General features: G+C 48.6%; 24 protein-coding genes and 1 tRNA gene. 18 read left to right on the forward strand and 7 right to left on the reverse strand.

What is annotated here, in order from left to right:
* Nucleotides 1-92: 92 nt before the first annotated feature.
* Complete coding sequence (locus tag NXS08_RS01220; RefSeq protein ID WP_259136308.1) at nucleotides 93-503, reverse strand: DUF4854 domain-containing protein; 411 nt, start codon at nucleotides 501-503, stop codon at nucleotides 93-95.
* A gap of 164 nt (nucleotides 504-667) precedes the next feature.
* On the opposite strand from NXS08_RS01220, the gene NXS08_RS01225 reads away from it, so the two are divergent.
* On the forward strand, nucleotides 668-1,429 hold the full coding sequence (locus NXS08_RS01225) for a class F sortase (protein ID WP_259136311.1): 762 nt from the start codon (nucleotides 668-670) through the stop codon (nucleotides 1,427-1,429).
* A gap of 113 nt (nucleotides 1,430-1,542) precedes the next feature.
* Here NXS08_RS01225 and trpS read toward each other — a convergent pair whose 3' ends face one another.
* Nucleotides 1,543-2,649: a tryptophan--tRNA ligase gene (gene trpS, locus NXS08_RS01230; RefSeq protein ID WP_259136312.1), complete on the reverse strand. Its 1,107-nt coding sequence runs from the start codon at nucleotides 2,647-2,649 to the stop codon at nucleotides 1,543-1,545.
* A 134-nt stretch (nucleotides 2,650-2,783) separates the two neighbouring features.
* Here trpS and NXS08_RS01235 point away from each other — a divergent pair, with 134 nt between their 5' ends.
* The 3 genes from NXS08_RS01235 to NXS08_RS01245 are packed head-to-tail and all read left to right on the forward strand — an operon-like array spanning nucleotide 2,784 to nucleotide 6,268.
* Nucleotides 2,784-4,070, forward strand: coding sequence for an MFS transporter (locus tag NXS08_RS01235; RefSeq protein WP_259136313.1), 1,287 nt, complete (start codon nucleotides 2,784-2,786; stop codon nucleotides 4,068-4,070).
* Between the two features lie 54 nt (nucleotides 4,071-4,124).
* Nucleotides 4,125-5,387 (forward strand): MFS transporter, encoded by a 1,263-nt coding sequence (locus NXS08_RS01240; RefSeq protein WP_259136314.1) that lies wholly within the window; start codon nucleotides 4,125-4,127, stop codon nucleotides 5,385-5,387.
* A 50-nt stretch (nucleotides 5,388-5,437) separates the two neighbouring features.
* Nucleotides 5,438-6,268 (forward strand): ion channel, encoded by an 831-nt coding sequence (locus tag NXS08_RS01245; RefSeq protein WP_259136315.1) that lies wholly within the window; start codon nucleotides 5,438-5,440, stop codon nucleotides 6,266-6,268.
* A gap of 57 nt (nucleotides 6,269-6,325) precedes the next feature.
* On the opposite strand, the gene NXS08_RS01250 is transcribed toward NXS08_RS01245, so the two are convergent.
* On the reverse strand, nucleotides 6,326-7,156 hold the full coding sequence (locus NXS08_RS01250) for a VIT family protein (protein ID WP_259136316.1): 831 nt from the start codon (nucleotides 7,154-7,156) through the stop codon (nucleotides 6,326-6,328).
* Nucleotides 7,157-7,373: 217 nt separating this feature from the next.
* Here NXS08_RS01250 and NXS08_RS01255 point away from each other — a divergent pair, with 217 nt between their 5' ends.
* Together NXS08_RS01255 and NXS08_RS01260 are read left to right on the forward strand one after the other, a co-directional pair.
* On the forward strand, nucleotides 7,374-8,348 hold the full coding sequence (locus NXS08_RS01255) for an alpha/beta hydrolase fold domain-containing protein (protein ID WP_259136317.1): 975 nt from the start codon (nucleotides 7,374-7,376) through the stop codon (nucleotides 8,346-8,348).
* Between the two features lie 42 nt (nucleotides 8,349-8,390).
* A complete protein-coding gene (locus NXS08_RS01260) occupies nucleotides 8,391-8,873 on the forward strand; it encodes an HXXEE domain-containing protein (RefSeq protein WP_259136319.1) in 483 nt (160 codons plus the stop codon).
* Nucleotides 8,874-8,885: 12 nt separating this feature from the next.
* Here the strand turns inward: NXS08_RS01260 and NXS08_RS01265 are convergent, their stop codons facing one another.
* Entirely contained in the window at nucleotides 8,886-10,337 is a 1,452-nt protein-coding gene (locus tag NXS08_RS01265; RefSeq protein ID WP_259136320.1) for a hypothetical protein, read from the reverse strand.
* A gap of 152 nt (nucleotides 10,338-10,489) precedes the next feature.
* Here NXS08_RS01265 and NXS08_RS01270 point away from each other — a divergent pair, with 152 nt between their 5' ends.
* A complete protein-coding gene (locus NXS08_RS01270; protein WP_259136322.1) occupies nucleotides 10,490-10,657 on the forward strand; it encodes a hypothetical protein in 168 nt (55 codons plus the stop codon).
* 2 nt (nucleotides 10,658-10,659) lie between these two features.
* Here the strand turns inward: NXS08_RS01270 and NXS08_RS01275 are convergent, their stop codons facing one another.
* On the reverse strand, nucleotides 10,660-11,205 hold the full coding sequence (locus NXS08_RS01275; protein WP_259136323.1) for an isoprenylcysteine carboxylmethyltransferase family protein: 546 nt from the start codon (nucleotides 11,203-11,205) through the stop codon (nucleotides 10,660-10,662).
* Between the two features lie 3 nt (nucleotides 11,206-11,208).
* Nucleotides 11,209-13,518 (reverse strand): glycogen debranching protein GlgX, encoded by a 2,310-nt coding sequence (gene glgX, locus NXS08_RS01280; protein ID WP_259136325.1) that lies wholly within the window; start codon nucleotides 13,516-13,518, stop codon nucleotides 11,209-11,211.
* Between the two features lie 191 nt (nucleotides 13,519-13,709).
* On the opposite strand from glgX, the gene NXS08_RS01285 reads away from it, so the two are divergent.
* The 8 genes from NXS08_RS01285 to NXS08_RS01320 all read left to right on the forward strand — a co-directional run bounded on the left by NXS08_RS01285 (nucleotide 13,710) and on the right by NXS08_RS01320 (nucleotide 22,268).
* The gene (locus NXS08_RS01285; protein ID WP_259136327.1) at nucleotides 13,710-14,498 is read left to right on the forward strand and encodes an electron transfer flavoprotein subunit beta/FixA family protein; all 789 of its coding nucleotides are present in this window, start codon (nucleotides 13,710-13,712) and stop codon (nucleotides 14,496-14,498) included.
* Between the two features lie 7 nt (nucleotides 14,499-14,505).
* Entirely contained in the window at nucleotides 14,506-15,489 is a 984-nt protein-coding gene (locus NXS08_RS01290; protein WP_259136328.1) for an electron transfer flavoprotein subunit alpha/FixB family protein, read from the forward strand.
* Between the two features lie 34 nt (nucleotides 15,490-15,523).
* On the forward strand, nucleotides 15,524-16,735 hold the full coding sequence (locus NXS08_RS01295; protein WP_259136329.1) for a cysteine desulfurase family protein: 1,212 nt from the start codon (nucleotides 15,524-15,526) through the stop codon (nucleotides 16,733-16,735).
* Nucleotides 16,736-16,751: 16 nt separating this feature from the next.
* Nucleotides 16,752-17,888 (forward strand): tRNA 2-thiouridine(34) synthase MnmA, encoded by a 1,137-nt coding sequence (gene mnmA / locus NXS08_RS01300; protein ID WP_259136330.1) that lies wholly within the window; start codon nucleotides 16,752-16,754, stop codon nucleotides 17,886-17,888.
* A gap of 71 nt (nucleotides 17,889-17,959) precedes the next feature.
* A tRNA-Leu gene (locus NXS08_RS01305) sits at nucleotides 17,960-18,041 on the forward strand.
* 182 nt (nucleotides 18,042-18,223) lie between these two features.
* Nucleotides 18,224-19,528, forward strand: a complete 1,305-nt coding sequence (locus tag NXS08_RS01310; protein ID WP_259136331.1) for an MFS transporter — start codon at nucleotides 18,224-18,226, stop codon at nucleotides 19,526-19,528.
* Between the two features lie 126 nt (nucleotides 19,529-19,654).
* Entirely contained in the window at nucleotides 19,655-20,569 is a 915-nt protein-coding gene (locus tag NXS08_RS01315) for a tyrosine recombinase XerC (RefSeq protein ID WP_259136332.1), read from the forward strand.
* 127 nt (nucleotides 20,570-20,696) lie between these two features.
* Entirely contained in the window at nucleotides 20,697-22,268 is a 1,572-nt protein-coding gene (locus NXS08_RS01320; RefSeq protein ID WP_259136333.1) for a BCCT family transporter, read from the forward strand.
* Between the two features lie 88 nt (nucleotides 22,269-22,356).
* Here the strand turns inward: NXS08_RS01320 and NXS08_RS01325 are convergent, their stop codons facing one another.
* A complete protein-coding gene (locus tag NXS08_RS01325; RefSeq protein WP_259136334.1) occupies nucleotides 22,357-22,908 on the reverse strand; it encodes a M23 family metallopeptidase in 552 nt (183 codons plus the stop codon).
* A 377-nt stretch (nucleotides 22,909-23,285) separates the two neighbouring features.
* Between NXS08_RS01325 and rpsB the strand changes: the two genes are divergently transcribed.
* The 3 genes from rpsB to pyrH all read left to right on the forward strand — a co-directional run bounded on the left by rpsB (nucleotide 23,286) and on the right by pyrH (nucleotide 25,975).
* On the forward strand, nucleotides 23,286-24,113 hold the full coding sequence (gene rpsB, locus NXS08_RS01330; RefSeq protein WP_259136335.1) for a 30S ribosomal protein S2: 828 nt from the start codon (nucleotides 23,286-23,288) through the stop codon (nucleotides 24,111-24,113).
* Nucleotides 24,114-24,140: 27 nt separating this feature from the next.
* Nucleotides 24,141-24,971 carry a translation elongation factor Ts gene (tsf, locus tag NXS08_RS01335; RefSeq protein ID WP_259136336.1) on the forward strand — a complete coding sequence of 277 codons (831 nt, stop codon included), beginning with the start codon at nucleotides 24,141-24,143 and terminating at the stop codon, nucleotides 24,969-24,971.
* A 272-nt stretch (nucleotides 24,972-25,243) separates the two neighbouring features.
* Nucleotides 25,244-25,975, forward strand: a complete 732-nt coding sequence (gene pyrH, locus NXS08_RS01340; protein ID WP_259136337.1) for a UMP kinase — start codon at nucleotides 25,244-25,246, stop codon at nucleotides 25,973-25,975.
* Nucleotides 25,976-26,024: the final 49 nt, after the last annotated feature.

Consider the following 26,024-nt stretch of genomic DNA (forward strand, 5'->3'; position numbering starts at 1 on the left):
AGTCCTTAATATCAAGTTGTTTACAAAATAGTGGGTAACAACAGAAAGGTGAATAGAGTTTAGTCTGTGGATAGGTAGGTCTAAATCTTAGCTTAGAAGGTGTGTTCCCAAACTACCTTACCGGTATGGTCCAGGTAACGGTATTTAATTTTAGGATCTTCAATGCCTTCATTTTCAAAAGACTTCTTAATATCGGTAGCTACATCAGTGAGGGAAGTAATCCCGTAACGTTCAAGGTGAGCTTTAGCTTCCTCAATATCAACTGACTCCTTATAAAAGTATTCGTAGACCAGGGTATTTGGTGCTTCAGCACGAACTTTAAAGTCAGAAAGTTCTTCACGACCGGGTAAATCTTCGAGTTTAACATTAGCAGAAGCATATTCAACTCCAGCTTCGAGCCTTGGGTCGATTCCAGGAGTATTACCCGCGCAGGCAGAAAGAGAAAGACCAATAGCCACTGCAGCCACACCAGTTAATACTTGACGAACTAACTTGTTAAACATTACATTTCTCCTCAAGATTATTTTGACTTTTACACCTAAAGTCTATCGTTAGCTTAAACTTTTGCAAGGAAAATGAGAGATTTTAAGAAAAAATGAGATAGTTAAGACATGGAATAAGCATAGAAGTAAGGGCCCTTGAGAAATCAGAAAAGTTGGAAGTTTACATGAAAGAAAATAAACCCCCCGTAGAAGCTGAAACTAAAGTTACGCTCACCAATAAAAAAATCCTACTTATACTAGGAATACTTGCTACGGTAGTTGCATTAGTTTGGGGTGGAAGCATTTTATTCCTAAAACGGCAGAATATTTCTTTGCGATTTCCTCCGGCAGAAGCATTCGATCCAGCAGCTTATGCGCGTTTGCACCCAACCAAAGACGATCCTAACTCTGTTACTGCACGAGCAAAATCTCTCGGTTGCAATCTTTCCCCAAAACCACTGGGCACTCCGGTGAGCTTTGAGGTAGACCGCGGTGAGTTAAAACTACCTATGCTGTCTTTAGGCTTAGACGAAACTGGTTCAGCTCCGGCAGCTCCACCACTTTCCCAAACCCACACCATCGGCTGGTACAATCAGGGCCCACAAATCGGTGCTTCTCAGGGCAAAGCCGTGCTAACTGGACACACCTATTCAGATACGGTGGGGATTGGAAATCAACTTTTAGAAGGAATAGTTAAACCCGGCGATATCATTAAGATTACCGATGAAGAAGGCGCTAACGCCTGCTATCGTTACCGCGACCAAGTGCGGATTGAGGTAGCTACCTATAATCCAGATTCTGATTTAGTTTATGACAATGCAGGTAAACCACAGATCGCAATAGTTGTTTGCGATAACTTTTCTGCCGCGACAAACGAATGGCTGGTACGGGAAGTTTTTTACGGGGATTTACTTACCAAAACAAACCTAGAAACTTTCGACAAATAAAAGTTATTCTTAAAATCCGTTGGCAGTAGCCAAACGGGGCAGTTATCACTTACGATAACTGCCCCAGATTTATTTTCCCGAGGGCGCTACGCAACGCCCTCGGAAAGAAAAACCTAATAGTAAGTCATCTGCATAGCTGCCAAAACATCCTGCAAAGTCTCTTCAGCTACCTCGTTAGCACGCTCATTACCGCGACGCAGCACGGAAACTAAGTAATCGTGGTTGGCTTCTAACTCTGCGCGGCGCGCCCGAATCGGAGCTAACATATCGTTAATCGCTTCAGTGACAACCGCTTTCAAAACGCCGCCACCACCGTCACCGATCCGCTCAGCAATGTCTTGTGGAGCTTCACCATTAGCTAAAGAAGCTAAAGTAAGCAGGTTAGAAACTTCAGGGCGATTAACCGGATCAAAAGTAATTACCCGATCCGCGTCCGTCTTAGCTTTCTTAATGCGAGCAGCAGTTTCATCAGCGCTCATCCGCAGTTCAATCGTGTTACCGCGGGACTTGGACATTTTTTGCCCGTCTAACCCTAACACCAGCATCGCTTCAGAAAGCAGCGCTTCGGGACGCTTAAAAACAGGATGCTTAGGATCAACCCGGCCGTATCGTTTATCGAAACGGTTCGCAATTAAACGAGCTTGTTCTAAGTGAGGAAGCTGGTCTTGGCCAACCGGCACCACGTTAGCGCGACAAAAAAGAATATCAGCAGCTTGATGCACCGGATAGGTGAGCATCAAACCAGACATTGCCCGCCCATCAGTTGCTTCTAACTCAGATTTAACGGTGGGGTTTCGGTGCAGTTCCGCTTCAGTTACCAAAGAAAGGAACGGGAGCATCAACTGGTTTAATGCCGGCACCGCCGAATGATTAAAAATAACTGCTTTTTCCGGGTCTAAACCAGCCGCAATGTAATCTGCTAAAAGAGAGAAAACTCGTTCCTTTAACGGGCCCACTCCATCGCGGTCAGTAATCACCTGGTAGTCGGCAATCAGCTGCCAGGTTTCCACCCCACGCTGTTGTAAGAGAACCCGGTTACGAATCGTCCCGAAATAGTGCCCTAAGTGTAGGTGCCCAGTGGGGCGATCCCCAGTTAGTACCCGAAATCGCGTGGGATCTTCATCAATGGCTTTATCAATTTCCGCAGAACGCTGTAAGGCGCGTGCTAAAGACGCTGAGTCAGTACTGCGTTCCATCTTTTCTGCATCAGAAATACTCATGAATAATAGTCTAGCGTTTAGGGAAAAATCTGAGTAGTTGAAGAAAACGTAAAAGAAGTGAGAGATTGAGCAAACTCAAGCAAAATTAGCTACATATCATAGAGACCAGGCAAATAACACGTTAAGCTAGCAACATGGAAAAGAAGTACCCTAATGACACCTCCCAGCAAACCGGAGGAGAACACTGGAAGCGTAACATCAGCTTATTTCTAAGCGGACAATCCATCTCCATGTTCGGTTCTATGCTGGTCCAATTCGCGCTCATGTGGTACCTCACCTTAGAAACTAAGTCAGCTACTATCGTTGCCCTTTACGCTATCTTCGCGTTTGGCCCCCAGGGACTAATCACCCTCTTTGGAGGAACCCTGGCAGACCGGCTAAACCGAAAACTCTTAATCGTAATCCCCGACGCAGTAATCGCAATCGCCACTTTAATCCTGGCAATGCTAATCGCAAACGGATACACCGACCTGTGGATTATCTTCACCGTGGTGACTATTCGCTCAATCGCCGCGGGAATCCAACAACCCGCAGTAACCTCACTTATTCCCGCCCTGGTTCCCCCCGGGCAGCTGCTACGCATAAATGGCATCCACACTTCTTTACAAAGCCTAATTGGCGTAGTAGCCCCCGCCGCAGGGGGAGTAATCTACGGTCTGGGCGGAGTAGAAAAAATGCTTTACGTAGACGTAATCACCGCGATAATCGGAATCGGAATGCTATTTTTCGTTTCCATTCCAAAGCACATTAAACGTCGCAACCAAGCAGACTTCTACACTGAACTCATCGGCGGAATCCGCTACACCGCTACACATCGCTTCGGACGCTGGCTCTTAACTGTCTACTCAGTAATGTTCATCCTCGCAGTTTCTCCCAGCTTCTTAGTCCCCCTATTCATCGCCCAAAAATTCGACGCTGGAGTGTGGGAACTAACCATCATCGAAACCCTCCTACACGTGGGGATTATCGTCGGTGGACTGGCCGTAGCTACTGTGCTGGCGCGGCGCTCGCGGATTAAACTACTTCTTTTAGGGGCTACCGCCGTAAGCATTCTAACTATGGTGATGTCCTTTAGCCCCCACGTTTGGTTTAGCTTCACCGTAATGTTCCTGGTAGGCTGCTTTGTACCCCTATTTGCCGGGCCGTCCATCACAGAATTACAAGAGCGGATTGACCCTATCTACATGGGGCGGGTAATGAGTCAAGTGTCGATCGTTTTCATTCTCTCAATGCCACTGGGAATGGTAGTTTTCGGCCCACTCTCGGAATACTTCGGGGTAGGGAACATTATTCTAGCTGCTGGAGTCGCGTCATTTAGTTTTATCGTTTACGCGTTTGGATTCTCTGCTACCGGTAAAGCATCGTTACGCGGTGAACATCGCACCTGGCATAAAGTGGCAACTAAACCCGTAGAAGAATAGAAAACCTGACTGGCTAAACCACTGATCTGGAACTATCTAACGACCTAGGAAAAAATGACTGTAAACGAAACTAAAACCACGCATCATCCGCAGTGGAAACGCCATATCGCCCTATTTTTAAGCGGACAAGCTATCTCCTTATTTGGCTCTTCCGTAGTTCAGTTCGCAGTCATGTGGTACTTAACGTTAGAAACAAAATCTGTTTCAGTAGTAGCCTTATACTCGATTTTTGCTTTCCTCCCGCAGGGTTTAATCACCCTCTTTGGGGGAACTTTAGCAGACCGCGTAAATCGGAAACTCCTCATCATCATTCCTGATATTCTCATCGCCGTAGCGACCTTAATCCTGGCTCTGCTAATGGCTAACGGGGTTAAAGACCTATGGATTATCTACCTGGTGGTAACTGTTCGTTCCATCGGTTCCGGATTCCAATCCCCCGCAGTCAGCGCTTTGATTCCCACTATCGTGCCAGAAACAGAACTGCTAAGAATCAATGGGGTAAATGGAACTTTCCAAAGCCTCATGGGTTTAGCTGCTCCGGCAATGGGAGCTTTAATCTATGGGCTGGGTGGGATTGAAAAAACCCTTTACGTAGACGTAATCACAGCCATAATCGGAGTTTCCTTACTCTACATGATTCCACTGCAGGCAAAACCACCCGTAAGAGAACAATCAGGATTCCTAACCGAACTATTAGAGGGACTACAGTACACTGCAAAACAGCCGGTAATCCGCTGGCTGATGACAGTTTACCTGGTGGTGGTGCTTTTAATTATTGCTCCCAGTATTCTAACTCCGCTCTTAGCAGCCCAAAGATTTGATGCGGGTGTGTGGCACCTATCTTTGATTGAACTCAGCTTTAACCTGGGCATGTTAGCTGGCGGAATTACTATCGCCACCGTGTTAGCCAAATACTCGGCAATGCGGATGACCCTCTACACAACCATTTTCTTTGGGGTATCCTCAATCGCGATTGCTTTTAGCCCTAACGTTTGGGTGATTATCACTTTGATGTTAGTAATCGGTTTCTTTGTGCCTATCTTTAGCGCTCCCGCTACAACGGAACTGCAAACCCAAACCGACCCGCAGTACATGGGACGAGTCATGAGCCAGGTATCCATCATCTTCACCTTAGGTATGCCCCTTGGGATGGTTGTTTTAGGACCTATCTCAGAGTACTTCGGGGTAGCGGCAGTTATGTCTGGAGCTGGCGTCCTCACGATCGTTTTCATTCTATTAGCTTTCTTTACAACTAAAACCGGTAGAGGAATGTTGATGAAAAAAGCAACGCCCTCGGTAATAGCTTCTCCGCAGTAACCGCGGCGGGGAAGCGAAAGTAAACCGAAATACTAACTAGGAAATAAAACATGTTGGCTGAGGAAAAACAAGCGGAAAATAACAATCCTTTCGGAGAAAAACTAGCCAAATGGGAAAGAATTACCCAATGGCCCTTAGCAATCGCCGCTCTGATCGTGCTGGCTCTATACGGGTACCAAGTGCTTTACAAACTACGCGGAAGTGCTTTAGAAAATGTTGAGTGGCTTTTGGTAAGTGTTTGGTTTATTTTCGTTGTCGATTACCTGGTGCGCTTGAAATTAGCAGAAAATAAATGGGGTTGGATACGCTCAAACCTTTTAGATTTAGCTTCTGTAGCCCTCCCATTTTTACGCCCCCTGCGTCTACTCAGACTGGTTACCTTAATTTCAGTGCTTCAACGCACTTCCGGCGAGGCCCTGCGTAACCGGATTATTTCTAATACCGTGGGGACTACACTTTTATTCGTAATCGTATCCTCACTCGCAATCTTAGATGTAGAACGCGACTATCCGGACGCTTCAATCACCACCTACCCGGATGCGCTTTGGTGGTCACTTGTCACCATCACCACCGTAGGATACGGAGATTACACTCCGGTTAGCCCCACTGGACGTTTCATCACCCTGGGGCTGATGCTGGGAGGAATCACCCTGATCGGTGTGATTACCGCATCTTTAGCTTCTTGGATTACAGACCGGGCAGCAGCGGATAATATTGCCGTTGAAGAAGAAACTACAGAAAAAATCGAAACCCTCCAAAGTGGAATCAACACTTTGCAAACTACGATTAGCTCCCTCCAAAAAGAGATAGTTGCCTTAGAAACAACAATGACGCAGATACGCGAAGAAATGAAAGAGCTACGAAAGAAAGACGAAAACTAGCCCCACAGGCAAAAGCGGTTACAGCAGGTAAACTAAACTCACCTAAGCTACGTAAACTTAAACGGCCACGCCGAAAAGATTACCTACCAAATAGGTAAGCCCCATAGCGAAAGCTCCGCCGGCAACTAAGCGAATAGTTGCTTTCAGACGATTAGCTTTACCCAACCAAGCAGAAATATAACCAGTTAAAGCTAAAGCCATAATAACTGCTCCGAATGTCGCTGGAATCCGCACAGTCGCGGGCATTAACAGCATGGTAAGGAACGGGAGTAAAGCCCCAATCACAAAGGCCACAAAACTTGAAAACGCTGCCGCCCAAGGGGAAGTGAGATCCTCAGGGTCAATCCCATGCGCAACCGTTAAATGCGCCCGCACAGGATCTTTAGCCGATAGTTCTTTAGCCACCTGAACTGCGGTAGCCTGACTTAATCCCTCAGCTTCCCAAAGCTGTGCTAACCGGCTTTCTTCTTTTAAAGGGTCAGCATTTAAAGCCAGAGTCTGCGATTTAACCAACTGCCGTTCAGTATCAAGCTGAGTAGACACAGACACGTATTCACCCACCGACATTGATAGAGAAGCAGCCACAATCCCCGCCGCCCCAGCTAACGCAATCGCAGCTGTATTAGTCGGATCCACGGCAGCTACCCCCACCACTAAACCTGAGATGGAGACAATCCCATCATTGGCCCCTAAAACTGCGGCACGCAACCAATTTAGGCGAGCAGAAATAGAAGAACCAGTTTCTGCGGGAACCCTTGTCTGCACCTCATCTAAAGGCGTTTTACGGGCACACCCCAGCGGTTGCGAGTTCACCCCAGCAGGGGGCTTTACAGTTGGCCCAACCAGGGGTTCAACTGCGGGAAAAAATACGCTCTGAGTAACTACCATACTTCCACTTTAAAGCGTATTTCCGGGCTTTTCTAGCAAGGAAAGCATACCCTTACGATGGTTTGGCTAACCAAAACAAGTAGAAAAAATTGGGGGTTTTCAGGCGCCCTCGGGAAAGAAAAATTCCCGAAAATAGGGTTGAATAACCGAAAACCACCCCGAAACTTAGGTTAAAGCGCGTTAAACTTGAAAAGACAACCCCACCAAGGGAGGAAAAATGAAGAAAACCCTGCTAACTGTAGCCCTGGGAGTATCCGCCTACGGAACCTACGGGAAACTCAAATACGGTCAGTCCGCCACCAGTTTCCTGCTGGAAAAGAGCTTCCGCGCCTCTGGGTATAAGGATCGGATGCGTGCGGAAGACCCCGAAAAATTCGGTGACAGTTTCACGCAGGCTCCCGACCTGGATACTTTCCCCGCGCGACTTTTGCGAGTTAGTAAGCACCGCGAATACCAGGTGGAGGGAATGCAGGTATTTTCTTGGCTGGAAGAAAACTCCGGGAAAGTAATTCTCTATTTGCATGGTGGGGGTTATGTACACCGCGCTTCACGTTTGCATTATTTGATGATTAACCGGATTGGGAAATTAACTAACAGTAAAATCGTGTTCCCCACCTATGGGCTGGGGCCGCGTAACTCGCTATTTACGGAACTGCCGAAGATTTTAGTGCTTTACCAGCAGCTTGTCAGTGAACGAGGCGCGCAAAATGTGGTGGTGATGGGAGACTCGGCGGGAGGGGGATTGGCTGTTTCCTTACTGCAGGCGCTGCGGACAGAACAGTTGGCGATGCCCGGGCAAGCTATTTTACTTTCCCCCTTTGTTAATGCGGCGATGGACCATTTCCAAACCCCGTACTATGATGCGGTGGAGCCGATGATTTCGATTGCTGCGCTGATTCGCGCCGGGCGCTGTTGGGTGGGGGAGTACCATGATTTAACTGACCCGCTGATTAGTCCGGTTAATCTGCCGGTAGAAGGTGTCTGCGGGTTCCCGAAGATAACCAGTTTTGTGGGCACCCATGAGGTGTTTTTCCCGGATATTCGCGATTTTCACGGGTTGCTTTCGCGCGGTGGGGTGGACAATCAGCTGATTGTGGGGGAGCGGATGATTCACGCTTACCCGGTTTTTCCAACTCCCGAAGGGCGGGCGGCGCAACTGCAGATTGCGAAGCTGATTAACGCGGGGGATTAAACCCGGACAGTTGGGAGCTGGGTTAAGAAGGGGGCGAGTTTAGTGTGGGCGCTGGCAGTTTTTGCGGGTTTATTTATCTGGCACGAGGTCGATGAGTACCGGGTTTTAGTGCCTTGGCTGAGGGCTAATCAGCAGCGGCTTCCCGCGCGAGTTGCGCGAATGCGGATGAGTGAACGGCAGTTCGGGCTGATAGCTTTTGAACAACTGCTGTTAGTTTTTCTTATCGGTGGGTTAGCGCCGCAACTTTGGTTGAAGGCTATGGTGGTTGCCTATTTGATACACCTGTTTTTGCACTGCGCGCAAATGTTGTATTCCTGGGTGAAGGGTTATTTTTTGCCTTTATATTCGGTGGTTTTCCAAGTGCCTTTAATAGTTGTTTTGCTGTGGTTCATGCCACCTCACCTGCTGGCGGAGCCGGCAGATGGAGTTAGTTTAGGGGCAGCTAGTTTTGTTCTGGTGCTGGTAATGTTTGGAAACCTGGCGGTAATGAACCTGGTAGCGCGAAAACTAATTCCTGAAGTTTGATGTGGGGCTTCGTTAGGGGCGTTTTTGGAAGGGGCGCCCAGGGGGTATTGAGGCGAAATGTGGTTTGAGTTTCCGCCTATTTTTAAAAGCTGTGGCTTTCTCTTCTTCTTCTTCTTCTTGGGCCACTGCAATGGAGTTTTCGATCATACCCCACAAATCTTGGAGTATCTTGTGTACTTTTTTCTTCACCTCATCTTGGAGAAGCTTTTTCGAAAGCCACCAGCTAAGTAAGTATTCGCAGAGCAATAAAATAAAATGTAATAACGTGAATAGGGTAAATGCTATCCAATCCATTTCAAGTTCTGAAAATAAGAAAAAGTAAGCCGGCAAATAGAGAGGGTATAGTAGGAAAAACGCTTTGAAAATCGACCAGGGAAGATGCTTTCCAGATAGGATCTTCGCTAACGTTTTGAAAGAAGAATCTATTAATCCAGTAAAGAGAACTAAACTTAGTGCATAGCGGAAGACGCCAAACATCAAATAGAATTTGAACACAGGCCCTCTAAAAGCTGGATCTAGAAAACACCAAGTGAGTAGAAAATTTAGTATTGCCACTAATACGAATACCGGAATGTTGAAAATGAGGTTGTAAAGAAACGCGGATTGAACAGGAGATTTCTTCTTTAGTCTTTCCAAAAAATCACCTGTTTTAGAAGGTGAAAAAATAGCATCTAGATTTTCTATTAAACCTAATGTGCCGTTTAAAGAAACTTGATGGGATTTTAAAGTCGTAAAGCTCTTATATTCTGAGTTTTCTATTATCGAGTAATGTGAAAATACGAGAGCGATAACAATGTATAACATTACAGCGATAAAGATCCCTACCCAGTCCCTATGGATTGGTGCAGCGGCAGGAAAAAACCACATATGAAAGACTGTCAAAAGAAGATATACTTCAAAAAATAAAACGCTGGAGCGTATAATAATTCCTAGATAGTCATGTATGCCCGCGCCAAGCTTAGCGAGGTCTTTCAGTTTATTTTTGATTTCCGGTTTCTGTATATCTTTTAGTAGTCGCTTTAAGTCTTCCTCAGAAGGGGAAGAACCCGCAGGTATTTCTTTGGGAAGGTAAGTCTTGCCTCTAAATATTTCAGCAATATTTAGCTGTAACTTTTTAAGAGTTTCTGTGCTTTTTTCCCTTAGATTTTTTAGGTAGTCTAATCCCACAAGAATAGCTAGAAACACAAGGAACAATTCCGCTAAGGTAAAGAAAGTTTCTAAATTAAGATAATTAGACCTGAAAAAATCTCTATTGTTAATAAGCGTAAGAGTGTCGATTGGTTTAGCAACAGGGAACATAGAAATGAAATTGTATTGGAGTGTTCCCAAAAACCAAAGTGATGGAGCGATAATAAGTGTGCCGATCAAAAACCCAATAAATCTCTCCCAAACATCCTTGCGATGTGTTTTAGAATCAACATCTGCAGGTTTCGCTGGTGAATCAGCTTGCTTATCAGGGATCATAATACATCCAATGTTAAATGCTTAGAAAATAAAACTGATAACAAACTAAGAATAATCCCGTCAACTTTATCAGGCAAGCACCCAATAACACTGGGTTACATAACTTAAAAAGCTCCCCTAACCCACACTTTACGAGTGGTTTAGTTGGTAATATGACCTTAAAGCAGATGAAGGCAAAGGACACGGTGAAGATGAGCAATCAGAGGAAACCGAAGCGTTACGGGTTATTGCATTTTGCTTTTGACGCATTCTTAACTTTCATCACCAGCGGGTTTTGGCTAATCTGGATCTTCGTCCGCGAAATGCGCCGCGAAAAATAAGATTAACCGTCACAACTATACGCGTACAGCCAATCCCGCTTAGGAAACCACGGCCAGCAACGATTCACCCGATGAGTGTACTCAACATAAGTGCTCCCAAACTTTGCAAGTAACCACTTTTCCTCAGTGTGCTTTAACAAAACCGTTAAGAAACCCCAATATAAAAACGGCAGCCACCAAACCCAAAAATTCGCTAACCCCAGTAAAATCCCACAGTTAACTAACAGTACCCCCGCATAAAGCGGGTGACGCACCCAAGCGTAAAAACCGCTGGTCATTAAAACCCCAGCGCGAATCTGCTGCACCATCTTCCCCCAAAAGACCGTGCCCGCCCAAAAGAAAACCCCAACTAACAGCAGTAGTAAAGCCAAAAAACGCAGGGCATAAACCCACCCCAAAGTGCTGAACTGACCACCCGCGAAAAAACCGCAACCCCAAAAAACAGTGGCTAAACCAGTGGGAAGAAAAGAACCAGCCACAAAAACCGGGCCAACTCCAAAAACCGAACCAACTCCAAAAACAGGCAGAGAAGAATCCTGAGCAGACAAAACCTATCCAACCGTGAAATAAATCTGCATCGACTGGGGTTCAACCTGAGTAGCCGCCGCAGGCGGGACAACCTCACACCCAGATAAATCATTGAAATCTGGGGAAACCCCACCCTGGACAGGAGTTTGCCAAGACGAATCGAAAACTAAACGCCAATGCTTCCCCCTCCCCGCAGGTAAAACAACATTTTGCGGATTCAAAGTTGCGTTGAAAACCACCAGCAAATCTGCGTCACCATGAGGAAGCCCAGAACGAACCATCTGTAGCACGCGATTTTCTGAACTATTCCAATCCCCGGTAGTCATCGTCTTCCCACACGCATTAAACCACGCTAAATCAGGAAGCACATCCCCCGGAGCAACCTGCCCATCACAGAAATAAACCGGGCGCATCACCTGGTGAATCCGACGCAAATGAATCAAGTAACGCACTGACTCAAATAACTGAACCTGCTTCTTTTGCCAATCCCAATTCACCCAAGAAATCTCAGAATCTTGACAGTAAGCGTTATTATTTCCCTGCTGGCTGCGCGCAAACTCATCACCCGCATTCAACATCGGCGTCCCCGCCGAAATCATCATCGTGGCAAATAAATTCCGCATAGACCTAAAACGCGCAAACCGAACCGCGTCAATAAGCCCCTCATCCACATTCTCATCAATCGGCCCATCCAAAGGATAGCCTTCCATCCCGTGATTCCAAGAACGATTCTCAGAAGAACCATCGCGGTTATTTTCAAGATTAGCGTGATTAGCCTTATGGTCATAAGAAGTTAAATCCGCCATGGTGAAACCATCATGCGCAGTCACAAAGTTCACTGAAGAACGCGTCCGGCGCCAATGCCCCAGAGTCTCCCCAAAGAAATCTACTGACCCTGAAATACGAGTCGCTAAATCATTAGGCCCCTGCGCCTGATAGCCGCGCTCTAAATTCGCAAAATCAGCCAGCCAAAAAGAACGTAGCGTATCCCGGTAACGGTCATTCCATTCAGACCAAGGAAGTGGGAAGTTACCAGTCTGCCAGCCACCAGGGCCAATATCCCACGGTTCCGCAATAAGTTTTTGTAACTTAATCACCGGATCAGCAGCCACAGCCATTAAAAAAGGGTGCTTAGAAGTAAACCCAGTGTCAAAACGCGCTAAAGTAGTGGCCAAGTCGAAACGGAACCCATCCACCCCAACTTCCTCACTCCAATACCGCAAGGAATCTAACGTCATCTGCACTACACGCGCTTCATCAAAATTAACAGTATTACCACAGCCAGTATCGTTAATCATCTGCACCGGATAAGACTTAGTGTGCCGGTAATAAATAAACTGCCCAAAACCACGCCAAGAAAGTGAAGGCCCATACAAACCGCCCTCGGCAGTATGGTTATACACCACATCCAAAATCACTTCGATCCCATTTTGATGCAGGATAGAAACCATACCCCTAACCTCATCAATAATCGCCTGCGAACCAGCCGCTTGGGCTGCCTTAGTCGCATAAGACGCTTCAGGAGCAAAATAGGAAAGCGTGTTATAACCCCAGTAGTTAGATAAACCCTTCTTTGTTAAAAACGGTTCATCCCACTTAGCGTGAATCGGCAGAAGCTCAACCGCAGTCACACCCAATTTCTTAAAATGAGCTATCGTAGCCGGATGTGCTAACCCCGCGTAAGTACCCCGCAACTCTTCGGGCACACCCGGAAGATTCTTCGTAAACCCCTTAACGTGCAGTTCATAAATCACCGTTTCATTCCAAGCCCGACGAATCGGCTCTTTCACCGGAAACTCATTGTTAATCACCACTGAACGCGCCTGATAAGGAGCTGAATCGACAGTGGACATAACCGGCGGGAACTGAGTAGGTTCCTCAGTTAGCGGATCAGTCTCATGCGCATACAAAGCCCGATGATGCTGAGGAACATTAGCTAAACCACGCCCATACGGGTCCAAAAGAAGTTTAAACGGGTTATAAATGATCCCCCGCTGCGGATCCCACTGTCCGCTCACCCGATAGCCGTAACAAGTTCCCACACCCGCACCTTTTAAGAACGCGCTCCAAGTTCCCCCGTCATGTAAGTTCATCTGATAGCGTGTCTCAGACGCATCCGGATCAGCAGAAGAAAAAACACACAGCTCAACGGCAGAAGCATAAGGAGCCACCACGCAAAACTCCACCCCATTAGCGATAGTGCGCGCCCCAAAGAAAGTTGCCCCCGAAAGAGCCGCTGGAAGCGTCTGAGAAGAAAGCTCCCAAACGACCGGCTCACCTGCAACTGGTGCGCCGTTAAGAGAAGCTGAGCTATCAAGAGATGAAGAGTTCATAGTGGTTTATTAAGGAATATAGTTAGCGAAAAGTACCGGGCAGACTAAAAAGAAAATAGCGTCTTTATCGACTATAAGACAATTGTCTTGAGAATAGTCCATTGAAAATAATACTTACTTTGCCTATGAGGTGGCAAACACTACTTAAACCAACGACCCATTTCCCCTCATCTTTAGCTACTGTTATAGGTATGAGGATTGTAGTTTGTTTCAAACATGTACCGGACGTAGTCTCACAACGCCGGATCGAGGACGGCCGCCTAGTGCGCGGCGAAGATGACACCCTAAACGAACTGGACGAAAACGCGATTGAAGCCGCCGTCCAAACCATAGAAGACCTTGGTGGGGAAGTAATCGCCCTCACCATGGGTCCCGAGGACGCCGAAGACTCCGCCCTCTTAGCCCTCCAAAAAGGCGCGGACCGAGCAATCGTCATCTCTGACGACCGGTTAGGCGGCTCCGACGCCCTCGCCACCGCCACCGTACTGGCCGCCGCCATTAAACAACTACACGCCGAAACCCCGGTAGATCTGGTAATCACCGGCATGGCCAGCTTAGACGGGATGACTTCAATGCTCCCCGCCACCCTAGCCACCACCTTAAACCTCCCATACGTTGGGTTAGCCTCAGAACTGCAAGTCACCGAAACCACCGCCACCATTAAACGCAGTGCCGACGGTTTCACCGACGAACTACAGGTCACCCTCCCCGCGGTTATCTCAGTAACCGACCAGGTAAACGACCCCCGTTACCCCAACTTCAAAGCCATGAAAGCCGCGCGCTCAAAACCACTCGACAGCTGGACCTTAGACGACCTAACCGAACTCAATCCAGAAACCGCGCAACTGGGGGCAGACAGCGCCGGCACCCAACTAATCTCTGCAGACGAAGAACCAGAACGCACTGCCGGCACCATCATCCAAGACAGTGGAGACGCCGGCGTCCAGTTGGCAAACTACCTAGCCGACCTGCTGAAGTGAGGAACCAATGTTAAACGCTCCTATCCTAGTAATCACCGACCACACTGGTTCCGAAACCGAAGGTTTCAAACTCACCGGCCCCTCCGCGCAACTACTCACCCTAGCGCGCAGCCTCACCACGGCAGAGATCCACGCGCTGGCACTCAACCCCGCGCCAGACCTAACCGCCCTCGGAAAATACGGAGTCACCCAAGTTTACTCACCCGAGTTTGCCGGACTATCCCCCCGAGTCGCATCCGTCGTAGCCGACTGCGCTTTAGCAGTTCTCACTGCTTCCTCAGCCCCCTACGCAGCTATCCTCAATGTTTCCAATTACCGAGGGCGGGAAGTAGCCGGAATCTTAGCTGCCAAACTCGGCTCCGGCGCAGCCGTAGACGTAACCGCCTGCCAAATAGTAGACGGATCCATTGAAGCATCAAAAACCATCCTAGCTGGCACCTGGTCATCAACTTTCAAAGTTACCCGCGGCACCCCCATCATCTCCCTCCGCGCCTCCGCCGTAGAAGCCCTCCCCGCTGAAAACCCCACCAGCCCCGCAGTAACCACAATCCCCGTAGAGTTCTCACCCGCTTCTAAAACAGTTAAAGTAATCGCTTCAACCGAACAGGGCGGAGACGGACGAATCTCCCTCACCGAAGCCCCCGTCGTGGTAGTCGGCGGACGCGGCACAGACGGAGACTTCACCCTGGTAGAAGAACTCGCCGACACCCTCGGAGCCGGCGTAGGCGCTACCCGCGTAGCCTGCGACGAAGGTTGGATTGACCGCACCGCCCAAGTAGGACAAACCGGAGTGACAATCGCCCCGCGCATCTACATTGGGCTGGGAGTATCCGGCGCAATCCACCACACCTGCGGAATCCAAGCCTCCCAAAAAATCGTGGCAATCTGTGACGACCCAGACGCCCCCATCTTTGAACTAACCGATTTTGGAATAGTAGGGGACATTAACGAAGTCATCCCCCAAGCCCTGGAAATCCTCAAAAACCGCTAACCCCAGACTGCTTTTCCGCTGAAAAACAGGCAAAATGACTGAAGTTTACTTAGACCACGCCGCCACCACGCCACTTCGCCTTGTAGCTGAAGAAGCGTGGCTAAAAGCCGTTTCCCAACTGCGCGAACACCCCGGAAACCCCGCCGCCTTACATAAAGGCGCTCGCGGAGCAAAGCGACTTTTAGAAGACGCACGCGAAAGTATCGCCCACCACCTGGGGGCGGACCGGGCGGAAGTAATCTTCACCTCTGGGGCTACCGAAGCAAACGCTTTAGCAATCGTGGGTGGCTATCGTGGAATGCGAAAATTCGGTTACCAAACTGTGCAAGTTTGCCCCACCGACCACCCCTCGTCTTGGAATCAAGCCACTAGCATCGAACGTGAAGGGGGCACTTTCCAAGCTCTGCAAGTAGACGCTAATGGAGTAATCGACCCCGCATCAATAAGCGCAGCCGCCGGGGTAGTTTCCTTTTCTTTAGTCTGCTCAGAAACCGGTACGCTACAACCGATTAGGGAAATAGTTGCTGCCACCCGGCAGGTGGGAATAGAAAATAAAGCTAACCGCAGCGCCCTCGTCCATACGGATGCCTGCCAAGCCCTGCACACGCTGCCAGTAGATTTACACGGAACTGACCTGGATTTAATCACCCTATCTGCCCATAAAATCGGTGGCCCAGTAGGAATCGGCGCATTAGTGATTAAACGCGGCACTCCGCTCCAAACTGACCGTCCCGGCGGCGACCAAGAAATGAAACACCGCTCGGGAACTGTAGATGTTGCCGGTGCCTGCGCTTTCGCAGCTGCTTTAGAAGCCGCCTGCGCTGAACGCGAAGAACTGCGCAAACGCTGCGAAACTATCCAAAACCACCTGTGGGCAGGGATTGAAAAACTTAAAACCACAGGGGAAATCCCCACTAATGTGGCAAAAACAATCCAAAGTGAAACTGTCCCCACTATCGCGCATCTGAGTCTGCCCACCGCCCACCCGGAAGCGGTCTTACTTGGCTTAGACCAAGCCGGCGTGTGGGCTTCAGCCGGATCAGCCTGCCACGCGGGAGTTACCCGCCCCAGCCGAGTGCTAATGGAAATGGGGCGCAGTGAAACTGAAGCGCTGGGGGTGCTTAGACTTTCTTTTGGACCCAGCTCTACAGTTAATGATGTTGAGAGATTCCTTAAAGCCTTACCTTTGGCGTTGAAGCAAGCCACCGCACTGGATAAACTGGACGCTCGGAAGAAAAATAAGTAACAAATAAAGGCATTTAATGAAAGTATTAGCCGCCCTCTCCGGAGGAGTCGACTCGGCAGTAGCCGCCGCCCGCGCTGTAGAAGCCGGACATGACGTAACCGCAGTGCATATGGCATTATCTTCAAGCCCGCAATCTTGCCGCGTCGGAGCTCGCGGCTGCTGTTCTTTAGAAGACTCAGTAGACGCCGCCAGAGCCGCAGAAATTCTGGGAATTCCCTACTACGTGTGGGATTTGGCAGATGAGTTTGAAGAAACAGTTATTGACGATTTCGTAGCTCAATACCAGCAAGGGCGCACCCCGAATCCCTGTGTCCGCTGTAACGAGTTCGTGAAATTCCGTGAACTGGCAGAGCGGGCCAAAGCCCTGGGGTTTGACGCAGTTTGTACCGGACACTATGCCCGCGTTGAAGATGGGCCAAATGGGAAGCAGCTTTTGCGAGCCCGCGACCTGCTTAAAGACCAATCCTACGTTTTAGCGGTAATGGGAGAAGCAGAACTTTCCCGCGTGATTTTGCCACTGGGTGATGTCACTTCTAAAACGGAAGTGCGTGAAGAAGCCCAAAGGCGGGGGCTGGGAGTATCCGACAAACCAGATTCTTACGACATTTGCTTCATTCCGGACGGGGACACGCAGGGGTTCTTGCGTAGCCGCCTGGGAGAAAATACTGGAAATATCGTCGATACTGAAGGAAACGTTTTAGGTACCCACCGCGGATACTACGAATACACCGTGGGGCAGCGAAAAGGGTTGGGGATTGAACGCCCCGCCGAGGACGGAAAACCACGTTACGTGTTAGAAACGCGCCCTGCCACTAATGAAGTAGTGGTTGGAGCTGCAACGCTACTTTCTATTAACACCGTGCAAGCGAAAGAACTCACTTGGCTGGCAAATGATGATAGTGGGGAAGTAGTTACCACAGAGGCTAAAGAAATTGGCACAGATGACGATGACTGCCTATACGCGCAAATGCGCGCCCATGGGCGCCCGATTCCAGTGGTGGGAGTTACTGTGCATCAAGGTGAAGCTACTTTAGAAGTCACTTTAGGGGAAATGGTCCGCGGGATTGCTGCCGGACAGTCTTTAGTGCTTTACCGGGGGAATCGAGTTCTGGCCCACGCTGTAATTGACGCCACACGCAAAAATGGGGTTTAAGAGCCTTTTTCAGTTTTTCTTTTGGGAATAGAACCGCTACACTTGATGAGTACCTGAGTTTATCAGGAGCTGCGTGAGTGGCGGAATTGGTAGACGCGCTGGATTTAGGTTCCAGTACCTTCGGGTGTAGGGGTTCAAGTCCCCTCTCGCGTACGCAGTAAAAAGACCTTGCTTCGGCAAGGTCTTTTTTGTTGTCGAAAAAATTGAAACTGCACATTTGTTCAGCTGGGGAAGAGATATTTTTTGATTTCCGCAAAAGGCGTTACACTATAAGGCGGTATTCACATCAAATGGTGTAGCAAATCAGCACAGACACCGGTAACAAAGGAGTTTCCATGGGCTTTTTTAAGCGTAATGGCTTCCACAGCCGCGAACAAGTCGCCGCATTCCTAACTGTAGTCTTTTCCGGACAGATAATTTACTCTGCCTTCGAATCATTCAAAATCCCTTTCTATCAACGTCTGGTTGAATACTACGGCCTGACTGACACCCAGTTCGGCCTGCTATTTACCATGCTGGGAATCGCCGTATTCTTCTACATTCCAGCAGGCTGGGTAAATAACCGCTTCAACACCCGCACCATCTTGATGGCCGGGCTGGCCTACCGTTGTGTTACCGCCCTCATCATGATCGGCTTAAAACCAGCTTTCCCCATCATGTTGGCAATCACCTTCACCTGGGGGATCCTAGATGCCATTTTCTGGCCAGCAGTGGTTAAAGGGGTAGTTCTCTTTTCCTCGAAAGAAAACAAAGGCTTCGGCCTGGGAACCCTCACTGCCTTCCGCGCCGGTGGGGAAGCCACTCTAAACGGTATCCTGATCGGAATTATGTCCATCTTCCACGGTTCCATGCTGGTATTCAAAACAGGGATGATGGTTTACGCACTGCTAACTATCCCCATGATTTTCCTCATCAACCGCTACGTCCCCGCTGACCCACAGGAAGACGGCAACGTTTCAGCAGATGCAGAAGTAGTTGAAACTAGCAATAAAGAAGCCCTCGAAGGACTAATCCAAACCCTTAAAATTCCACGCGTTTGGTTAGCTGGCTTTGCAGGCATGACCGTTTACTGGGTTTACACCACCTTGGTTTACACCACTCCATTTTTCGTGCGCGTCTATGGCATGGACTCTGAAGTAGCCGCCCTATACGCCACTGTAAACGCGATTATTCTTGGCCTGGGCGGAGGGCTTATGGGCGGGATTATCGCCGATAAAGTCTTTAAATCCTCCGCCAGAACCCTAGCTGTCACCCTAAGTATTTCCGCGGGATTCCTGCTACTGCTAACTTTAGTAACCAAACAAGGTGGCAACACCTATGTGGCCCTGGGCATCATCTCAGCTTTCGTAGTCTTTATTATGATGGCAAAAGGTATCCAACAAGCCCCAGTCGCAGAACTCAACCTACCTAACAACATTATGGGTTCAGCCATGTCCGTGAACTCATTCATGGCATTTGCCTGTATTCTCTGGGCAACTACTTTAAACGGAATGATTCTTGACGCATACGCAGCTGACCAGGCAACCGGGTTCAAAGTAATCTTCGTGCTCATGGCAGTAGTTGCTCTGATCGGCGCTGTCCTCTCAGCTTGGCTAGTTTTCCTAAACCGTCGTCACCAGGCAAAACAGTTAGCCTTATAAAACGCTGCGTTCAATAACTAAAACACGCATAAATAACTTACGTTAAAACTGTAGGTGAACTGGGTTGGTAAACTTAAACCACGCAGTTCACCTACAGACAATTCCCCTAATAAAATGGAGGCGCAGATGGAACTACACGCATCAAATAGCGCCCTCGTAACTGAATTTGCCAACTGGTTAGAGCACGGCAGGGGGTTTTCTGCCCACACTATCCGCGCCTACGAAAATGATATTAACGCGGCCTTGGAGTTCACTTTCGGGAGCTCCTCATTTGATCCCACAGAGTTTAATGCCGCTACTTTAAGAGCATTTCTTTCAGCCCGAGTCCGCAAAGGTGACGCGCGCGCCTCAGTTGCTCGCTACGCTGCCAGCCTGCGCCTGTTCGGGAAATGGCTATTGAAAAATAGGCTCATCGAAACTGACCCAACTTTAAAATTACGCACCGCGAAAGTTGATAACCACCTGCCGCAAATACTTTCAGTTGAGCAGGTCAATAAACTTTTTAGCCACCTAATCGAAACTGCCCAAAATGGGGAAGCGGTGGCAATCCGCGATTGGGTGACCTGTGAACTGCTGTACTCATGCGGAATCCGCGTTGCCGAGTTAGTAGGAATGAATCTAACCAGCGTTGATGGTTCTGCCCGTAGCCTGCGTGTGTTGGGAAAAGGTAATAAAGAACGAGTGGTGCCCTATGGGATGCCCGCCCACGAGGCTCTGCGCGCATGGCTGCAGCGGGGGCGCGCGCAGCTGGCTAATGAACGCAGCGGGCAGGCTCTTTTTCTAGGAGAAAAAGGTGGGCGAGTAGACCAGCGGGTGATTCGCGACCGGTTGGAACGCGCCTGCCGGCAAGCGGGCGTGCCAGTCCTCACTCCTCACGGCTTACGTCACTGCGCTGCCACTCATATGCTCGAGGGCGGAGCGGATCTACGCACTGTGCAAGATATGCTCGGCCACGCTTCACTGGCCACCACCCAGCGCTACACCCATGTTGATGCAGTCCGTTTAAGTCAGATTATGCGCCAAGCGCATCCGCGTGCCTGAAGAGGACGGGAGAAACGGAGCGGAAATCAGTGGCGTGAAATGGCTCCGAAAGTGGTTAAGAAATTCAAACTAATCTAATAACGGGTAAACTAACTTGAGTAAATAGTTGCCGGCTGAAGGTAATCCAGTGAAGAAACCAGATGTGAAGAATCTGCACGCCACCGCAAGAACACTTAATTTAAAAGTTTTCCTGGGGGCTTCTAGCAGTATTATTCTGATAGCTTCTATCGCCATCTTCTACCCAAAGCAAGTCCACGTGGTCTTAGGAAATGCGGTGAGTTGGATCAGCCGCTGGCTGGGATCTTTCTACATAGGTTTAGCGGGCGCTATTTTTGTTTTCGTGCTGGTGCTGGCATTTTCCCGGTTTGGGAATGTGCGTTTAGGCGGAGTTGATGCGAAACCAGAGTTCTCTACTTTTGCTTGGGGATCAATGCTATTTGCTGCTGGAATCGGTACCGATATCATGTTTTTCGCAGTTGCTGAACCGCTTTACCACTATTTGCAACCCCCGCAGGGGATTGCGCGCACCAGTGAAGCCGCCCGTGAAGCGATCACTTGGACACTTTTCCACTATGGGGTTATCGGTTGGGGAATGTATGCGCTAATGGGAATCGCCTTGGCATATTTTGCTTATAACCGGAACCGTCCTTTGGCGGTGCGTTCTGCTTTAGCTCCGCTTTTGAAAAACCGCTCTGCCGGTTTAGCTGGTGACTTAGTTGATATTGCGGCAATTTTAGGAACTGTTTTTGGGGTGGCAGCCACTTTAGGGATTGGGGTGGTGCAGCTTAATGTGGGGCTGCAGGTACTTTTTGGAAATGAGATTGGTCTACCTACTCAGATTGCGCTGATTTTATTGGCAATCATCATGGTGATTATTTCTGCCACCACCGGGGTAGAAAAAGGGATTCGATTCCTGTCACAACTTAACATTTGGTTGGCGCTGCTCTTAGCTGCCTGGGTGTTTATTACTGGTGAAACTGACTGGCTGATTCGCAGCATAACGTTAAATATCGGGGATTTTCTGTCTTCTTTCCCCGGGAGAGTGTTAAATACATTCGCCTACGATAATCTCACTGAATGGGTGAGTAGTTGGACCTTGTTCTTTTGGGCTTGGTGGATTGCTTGGGCATCTTTTGTAGGTTTATTTTTGGCGCGTATTTCTAAGGGACGTTCCCTGCGGGAGTTTATTTTTGGAACTATGTTCATTCCGTTTGCCTACGTACTGATGTGGATTTCTATTTTCGGTAACTCAGCTATTTCGCGGGTAAATGAAGGTGATAATAGTTTCGCTGAAGCAGTTTTGGAAGCTCCGGAGCTGGGTTTTTATCAGCTTTTGGGGAATGTGCCGTTAGCTCCAGTAGTGATTGGTTTAGCAACTTTTGTGGGGTTGCTTTTCTATGTGACTTCAGCTGATTCAGGTGCTTTGGTAATGGCTAATCTTTCTTCTAATCTGCCAGATACCTCTGCTGATGCGCACGCTTTAGTGAAGATTTGGTGGGCAGCAGTTACTGGTTTACTAACTGTGGCGATGCTGTTAGTTGATGGTATTCCCGCGTTGCAAGACGCGACGATTATTATGGGCTTGCCTTTTAGTTTTGTTTTGATCGCGGTGATGGTTGGCTTATATCGGGCGCTTAACGCAGAGTATCCGGCTCCTCCGATTTATCCAGCTCAGCCGGTGGAAGCCCCTGAGGAATAATATTTCTTTTCTTAACCGAATTTTTCCTTAACTGGCTTTGCTTTCCACCAATCTGGTTAATAAGTGGCTTTCGCATGTCGTGATGGTTTTAGCTCGCCGTATGATCAGGTGGATCCTGCCAGGGAAGTAGCCGCGGGGTTCCCACCAGAAATTGCAGCGGATTTAAGTACTTTCCACCCGGTTTACGTACTCCCCAGTGGAGACAATCGTTTTCATGCCCAGCTACCAAAGTACCTATCGGGTCCCCAGCTTTTACCTGTTGCCCTTTAGATACCTGCACCTTAAGTGGCTCAAATGAAGTGCGTAAACCATTAGGCAGCTGGATTGACACTAAATCACGGTCATTTAATTTTCCCGCATAGATAACTGTCCCACTGGTGGGCGCTGTAATCACTGAGCCAACTGCAGGACATAAATCAACTCCGCGGTGACCACTCAGCCAGTTAAATTCCGGCGGGTCATATTCTCTCCCGATCCGCAGGGGAAGAGCAGTGGGTGGGCGCCACTGTTCCAGTTCAGAAAACTTGGAAGGCGCAGAAGCCGGTAGGTGAAGCCAGTTGGCTGTAAAAAATGCTGCCGTCACGGGAAAGAATCCCAATAAAAGGGCGAGGGCGGTGGAAATAGCTTTATTTATTCGCATAGCACTAGATTTAATAAACTTTTGGGTAAAAGCCACAGAGAGCTTTTTAGAAAGTGGAAAACTAAGCGAGTTTTTTGCCTGTGTATAAAGTCATATTTTGCGGGGTGGGAAAAACTCCTCTCCCCCTGCCAAAACCGCGGAAAATCCGCTATTCTGGGAAAGGCGCTTTCTAAAGCGACTATCGCGCGTCTGGACTGGCAATATCTGCCAGAAAGTGCAGCGTAGTCTTTCGCTAAGAAAATCTGAGCGAAAGTGCTGAACTTTAGACGCTAGGGGCCAACTCAAACCCGAGTTGGTTAAGTAACTAAACTGAGAAGCAAACTGCTTCTCCTGAAAAAGAGCACCTGCTTTAAGGTGTTTGAAAGGAACAAAAGTCCATGGCACTTGTAACCATGCGTCAGCTCCTCGAAAGTGGCGTACACTTTGGTCACCAGACCCGTACTTGGAACCCAAAGATGAAACGCTTCATCCTGACCGAACGTAACAACATCTACATCATTGACTTGCAGCAGACCGTTGCAGACATTGATCGCGCTTACGAATTCGTGAAGGAAATTGTTGCACACGGTGGCAACATCCTGTTTGTCGGCACTAAGAAGCAGGCACAGGGCGCGATTGAAGAACAGGCTCAGCGAGTTGGTATGCCATACGTAAACCACCGCTGGTTGGGTGGTATGCTCACCAACTTCAACACCGTATTCAAGCGTATCCAGCGTATGAAGGAACTGGAACAGATTGACTTTGACGACGTAGCATCTTCTGGTCGTACCAAGAAAGAACTGCTCATGATGCGTCGTGAACAGGAAAAACTGGTTCGTTCTTTGGGCGGTATCCGCGATATGCAGAAGGTACCTTCCGCACTGTGGATCGTTGATACTAAGAAAGAACACCTAGCAATTGCTGAAGCTAAGAAACTGAACATTCCAGTTATCGCTATTTTGGACACCAACTGTGATCCAGATGAAGTAGATTACGGAATTCCAGGTAACGATGACGCAATCCGTTCCGTAGGTATCCTAACTCGCGTAATCTCTGACGCTGTGGCAGCTGGTCTGGTAGCACGCTCCGAAAAGCGCAACCGCGCCGGAGAAGCTCCTGAAGTAGAGCCAATGGCTGAATGGGAACGCGATCTGCTGGCAACTGAAGAAGCTCCAGTAGAAGAAGCTGCACAGCCAGAAGCTGCTGCAGAAACCAAAGAAGCCTGAGTTTTCAACCTGTAGATAAGGATAAAAATGGCTAACTACACTGCAGCCGACGTTAAGGCTCTGCGCGACCAAACTGGCGCAGGCATGATGGACGTTAAGAAAGCATTAGAAGAAGCAAACGGCGATAAAGAGAAGGCACTAGAAATTATTCGCCTTTCCGGCCTGAAGTCTTTGGCAAAGCGTGAAGACCGCGTAGCATCCGCAGGTCTAATCGTAGGTAAAGTTATCGACGACAAAGTAGGTATCATTGTCGAAGTAAACTCCGAAACTGACTTCGTTGCAAAGAACGAAAAGTTCATTGCTTTCGCAAACACCATTTTGGATGCAGCGGTTGAAACCGGTGCAGCTGACCTGGCAACCCTACTGGAAGCACCAGTTGAAGACAAGAAGGTTTCTGACCTGGTTGACAACATGGGCGCAGTAATCGGCGAAAAGATCGAAATCCGTAACGTAGTGCGCGTAGAAGGCGACCACGTTGCCCTTTACCTGCACCAGACTTCCGCTGACCTCCCAGCACAGGTAGGCGTTTTGGTAGCTGGTAATGAAAAACTAGCTAGCCTGGGACGCGACGTAGCAATGCACATTGCAGCGTTCTCCCCAGACTTCGTAGACAGCGACAACGTACCTGCTGACGTTGTTGAAAAGGAACGCGAAACTCTGACCAAGCTCACCTTGTCTGAAGGTAAGCCAGAACACATCGTTCCAAAGATTGTTGAAGGCCGTCTGGCAGCATTCTTCCAAGAAAACTGCTTGATTGAACAGGACTTCGCTAAAGATCTTTCCAAGAAGGTCAAAGAAGCACTGGCTGAAGCTGACGCCTCAGTTAAATCTTTCGCTCGCGTTCAGGTTGGCGCCTGAAAATAAGTGAGTAAATAGCCCCACCTCCCATTCGGAGGTGGGGCTATTTTTACACCAAAACAAAGCTACCCACAAAACTTAGGTTCAATGAACCGAAACTCTAATAAACCTTTACATAAGCCCAAAATGACTTAATCTATCGCCACAGACAGCGAACGAAACAAAACCTCTCTTAGACAGGTATTATAGAAACGGTAGTTAAAGCAGAAACGCCATTTGCTCTGCGCAACCACCACCTTAGTACTTAACTAACAAAATACGTTGGAGTAAACATGACCGTAGAATCAGCAAAGCCGCGTCGCGTCCTTCTCAAACTCTCAGGTGAAGTATTTGGGGGCGGATCCATAGGTCTTGATCCAAACGTAGTTCGTTCCGTAGCCGCCCAGATCGCCAAAGCAGTAAATCAAGGCGTACAGGTAGCCGTAGTAGTTGGAGGCGGAAACTTTTTCAGAGGGGCCACCCTATCCCAAAATGGTTTAGACCGCTCCCGCGCAGACTATATGGGAATGCTCGGAACCGTAATGAACGCCCTCGCCCTGCAAGACTTCTTGGAACAAGAAGGGGTAACCACCCGCGTGCAAACCGCAATCACCATGGGACAAGTAGCCGAACCCTACATTCCCCTCAGAGCAATTCGCCACCTTGAAAAAGGTCGCGTAGTAGTATTCGGCGCAGGCGCTGGCTTACCATATTTCTCTACTGACACTGTCTCTGCACAACGCGCTTTAGAAACCCGCTGCGATGAACTCCTGGTAGCAAAAAATGGTGTAGATGGGATTTACACAGACGATCCTCGGAAAAATCCAGATGCGAAACGCATTGACTTCGTTACCTATGCGGACGCTTTAGCCCAGGGATTAAAAGTCGTTGATGCCGCCGCTTTCTCACTTTGCCAAGACAACAGTCTAAATATGCGCGTATTTGGAATGAACGAACCAGGAGCCGTCACCGCCGCATTACTGGGCGAAAAAATCGGTACTTTAGTTTCTACTCAAGCACAGTAGTATTTACTCAAGCACAGTAAAAAGTCAAAGCAGAAAAACTTAAATAACT

Source organism: Gleimia sp. 6138-11-ORH1, from assembly GCF_024814355.1.
Taxonomy (GTDB): Bacteria; Actinomycetota; Actinomycetes; order Actinomycetales; family Actinomycetaceae; genus Gleimia.

What these genes read in the sequence shown, in the direction of transcription:
- tsf (WP_259136336.1), top strand. Translation starts at nt 24,141, where the DNA reads ATGGCTAACTACACTGCAGCCGACGTTAAGGCTCTGCGCGACCAAACT.
- NXS08_RS01250 (WP_259136316.1), bottom strand. Translation starts at nt 7,156, where the DNA reads ATGGTAGTTACTCAGAGCGTATTTTTTCCCGCAGTTGAACCCCTGGTT.
- NXS08_RS01225 (WP_259136311.1), top strand. Translation starts at nt 668, where the DNA reads ATGAAAGAAAATAAACCCCCCGTAGAAGCTGAAACTAAAGTTACGCTC.
- pyrH (WP_259136337.1), top strand. Translation starts at nt 25,244, where the DNA reads ATGACCGTAGAATCAGCAAAGCCGCGTCGCGTCCTTCTCAAACTCTCA.
- NXS08_RS01255 (WP_259136317.1), top strand. Translation starts at nt 7,374, where the DNA reads ATGAAGAAAACCCTGCTAACTGTAGCCCTGGGAGTATCCGCCTACGGA.
- trpS (WP_259136312.1), bottom strand. Translation starts at nt 2,649, where the DNA reads ATGAGTATTTCTGATGCAGAAAAGATGGAACGCAGTACTGACTCAGCG.
- NXS08_RS01240 (WP_259136314.1), top strand. Translation starts at nt 4,125, where the DNA reads ATGACTGTAAACGAAACTAAAACCACGCATCATCCGCAGTGGAAACGC.
- NXS08_RS01245 (WP_259136315.1), top strand. Translation starts at nt 5,438, where the DNA reads ATGTTGGCTGAGGAAAAACAAGCGGAAAATAACAATCCTTTCGGAGAA.
- NXS08_RS01310 (WP_259136331.1), top strand. Translation starts at nt 18,224, where the DNA reads ATGGGCTTTTTTAAGCGTAATGGCTTCCACAGCCGCGAACAAGTCGCC.
- NXS08_RS01235 (WP_259136313.1), top strand. Translation starts at nt 2,784, where the DNA reads ATGGAAAAGAAGTACCCTAATGACACCTCCCAGCAAACCGGAGGAGAA.
- NXS08_RS01325 (WP_259136334.1), bottom strand. Translation starts at nt 22,908, where the DNA reads ATGCGAATAAATAAAGCTATTTCCACCGCCCTCGCCCTTTTATTGGGA.
- glgX (WP_259136325.1), bottom strand. Translation starts at nt 13,518, where the DNA reads ATGAACTCTTCATCTCTTGATAGCTCAGCTTCTCTTAACGGCGCACCA.
- NXS08_RS01270 (WP_259136322.1), top strand. Translation starts at nt 10,490, where the DNA reads ATGACCTTAAAGCAGATGAAGGCAAAGGACACGGTGAAGATGAGCAAT.
- mnmA (WP_259136330.1), top strand. Translation starts at nt 16,752, where the DNA reads ATGAAAGTATTAGCCGCCCTCTCCGGAGGAGTCGACTCGGCAGTAGCC.
- NXS08_RS01290 (WP_259136328.1), top strand. Translation starts at nt 14,506, where the DNA reads ATGTTAAACGCTCCTATCCTAGTAATCACCGACCACACTGGTTCCGAA.
- NXS08_RS01315 (WP_259136332.1), top strand. Translation starts at nt 19,655, where the DNA reads ATGGAACTACACGCATCAAATAGCGCCCTCGTAACTGAATTTGCCAAC.
- rpsB (WP_259136335.1), top strand. Translation starts at nt 23,286, where the DNA reads ATGGCACTTGTAACCATGCGTCAGCTCCTCGAAAGTGGCGTACACTTT.
- NXS08_RS01265 (WP_259136320.1), bottom strand. Translation starts at nt 10,337, where the DNA reads ATGATCCCTGATAAGCAAGCTGATTCACCAGCGAAACCTGCAGATGTT.
- NXS08_RS01295 (WP_259136329.1), top strand. Translation starts at nt 15,524, where the DNA reads ATGACTGAAGTTTACTTAGACCACGCCGCCACCACGCCACTTCGCCTT.
- NXS08_RS01285 (WP_259136327.1), top strand. Translation starts at nt 13,710, where the DNA reads ATGAGGATTGTAGTTTGTTTCAAACATGTACCGGACGTAGTCTCACAA.
- NXS08_RS01220 (WP_259136308.1), bottom strand. Translation starts at nt 503, where the DNA reads ATGTTTAACAAGTTAGTTCGTCAAGTATTAACTGGTGTGGCTGCAGTG.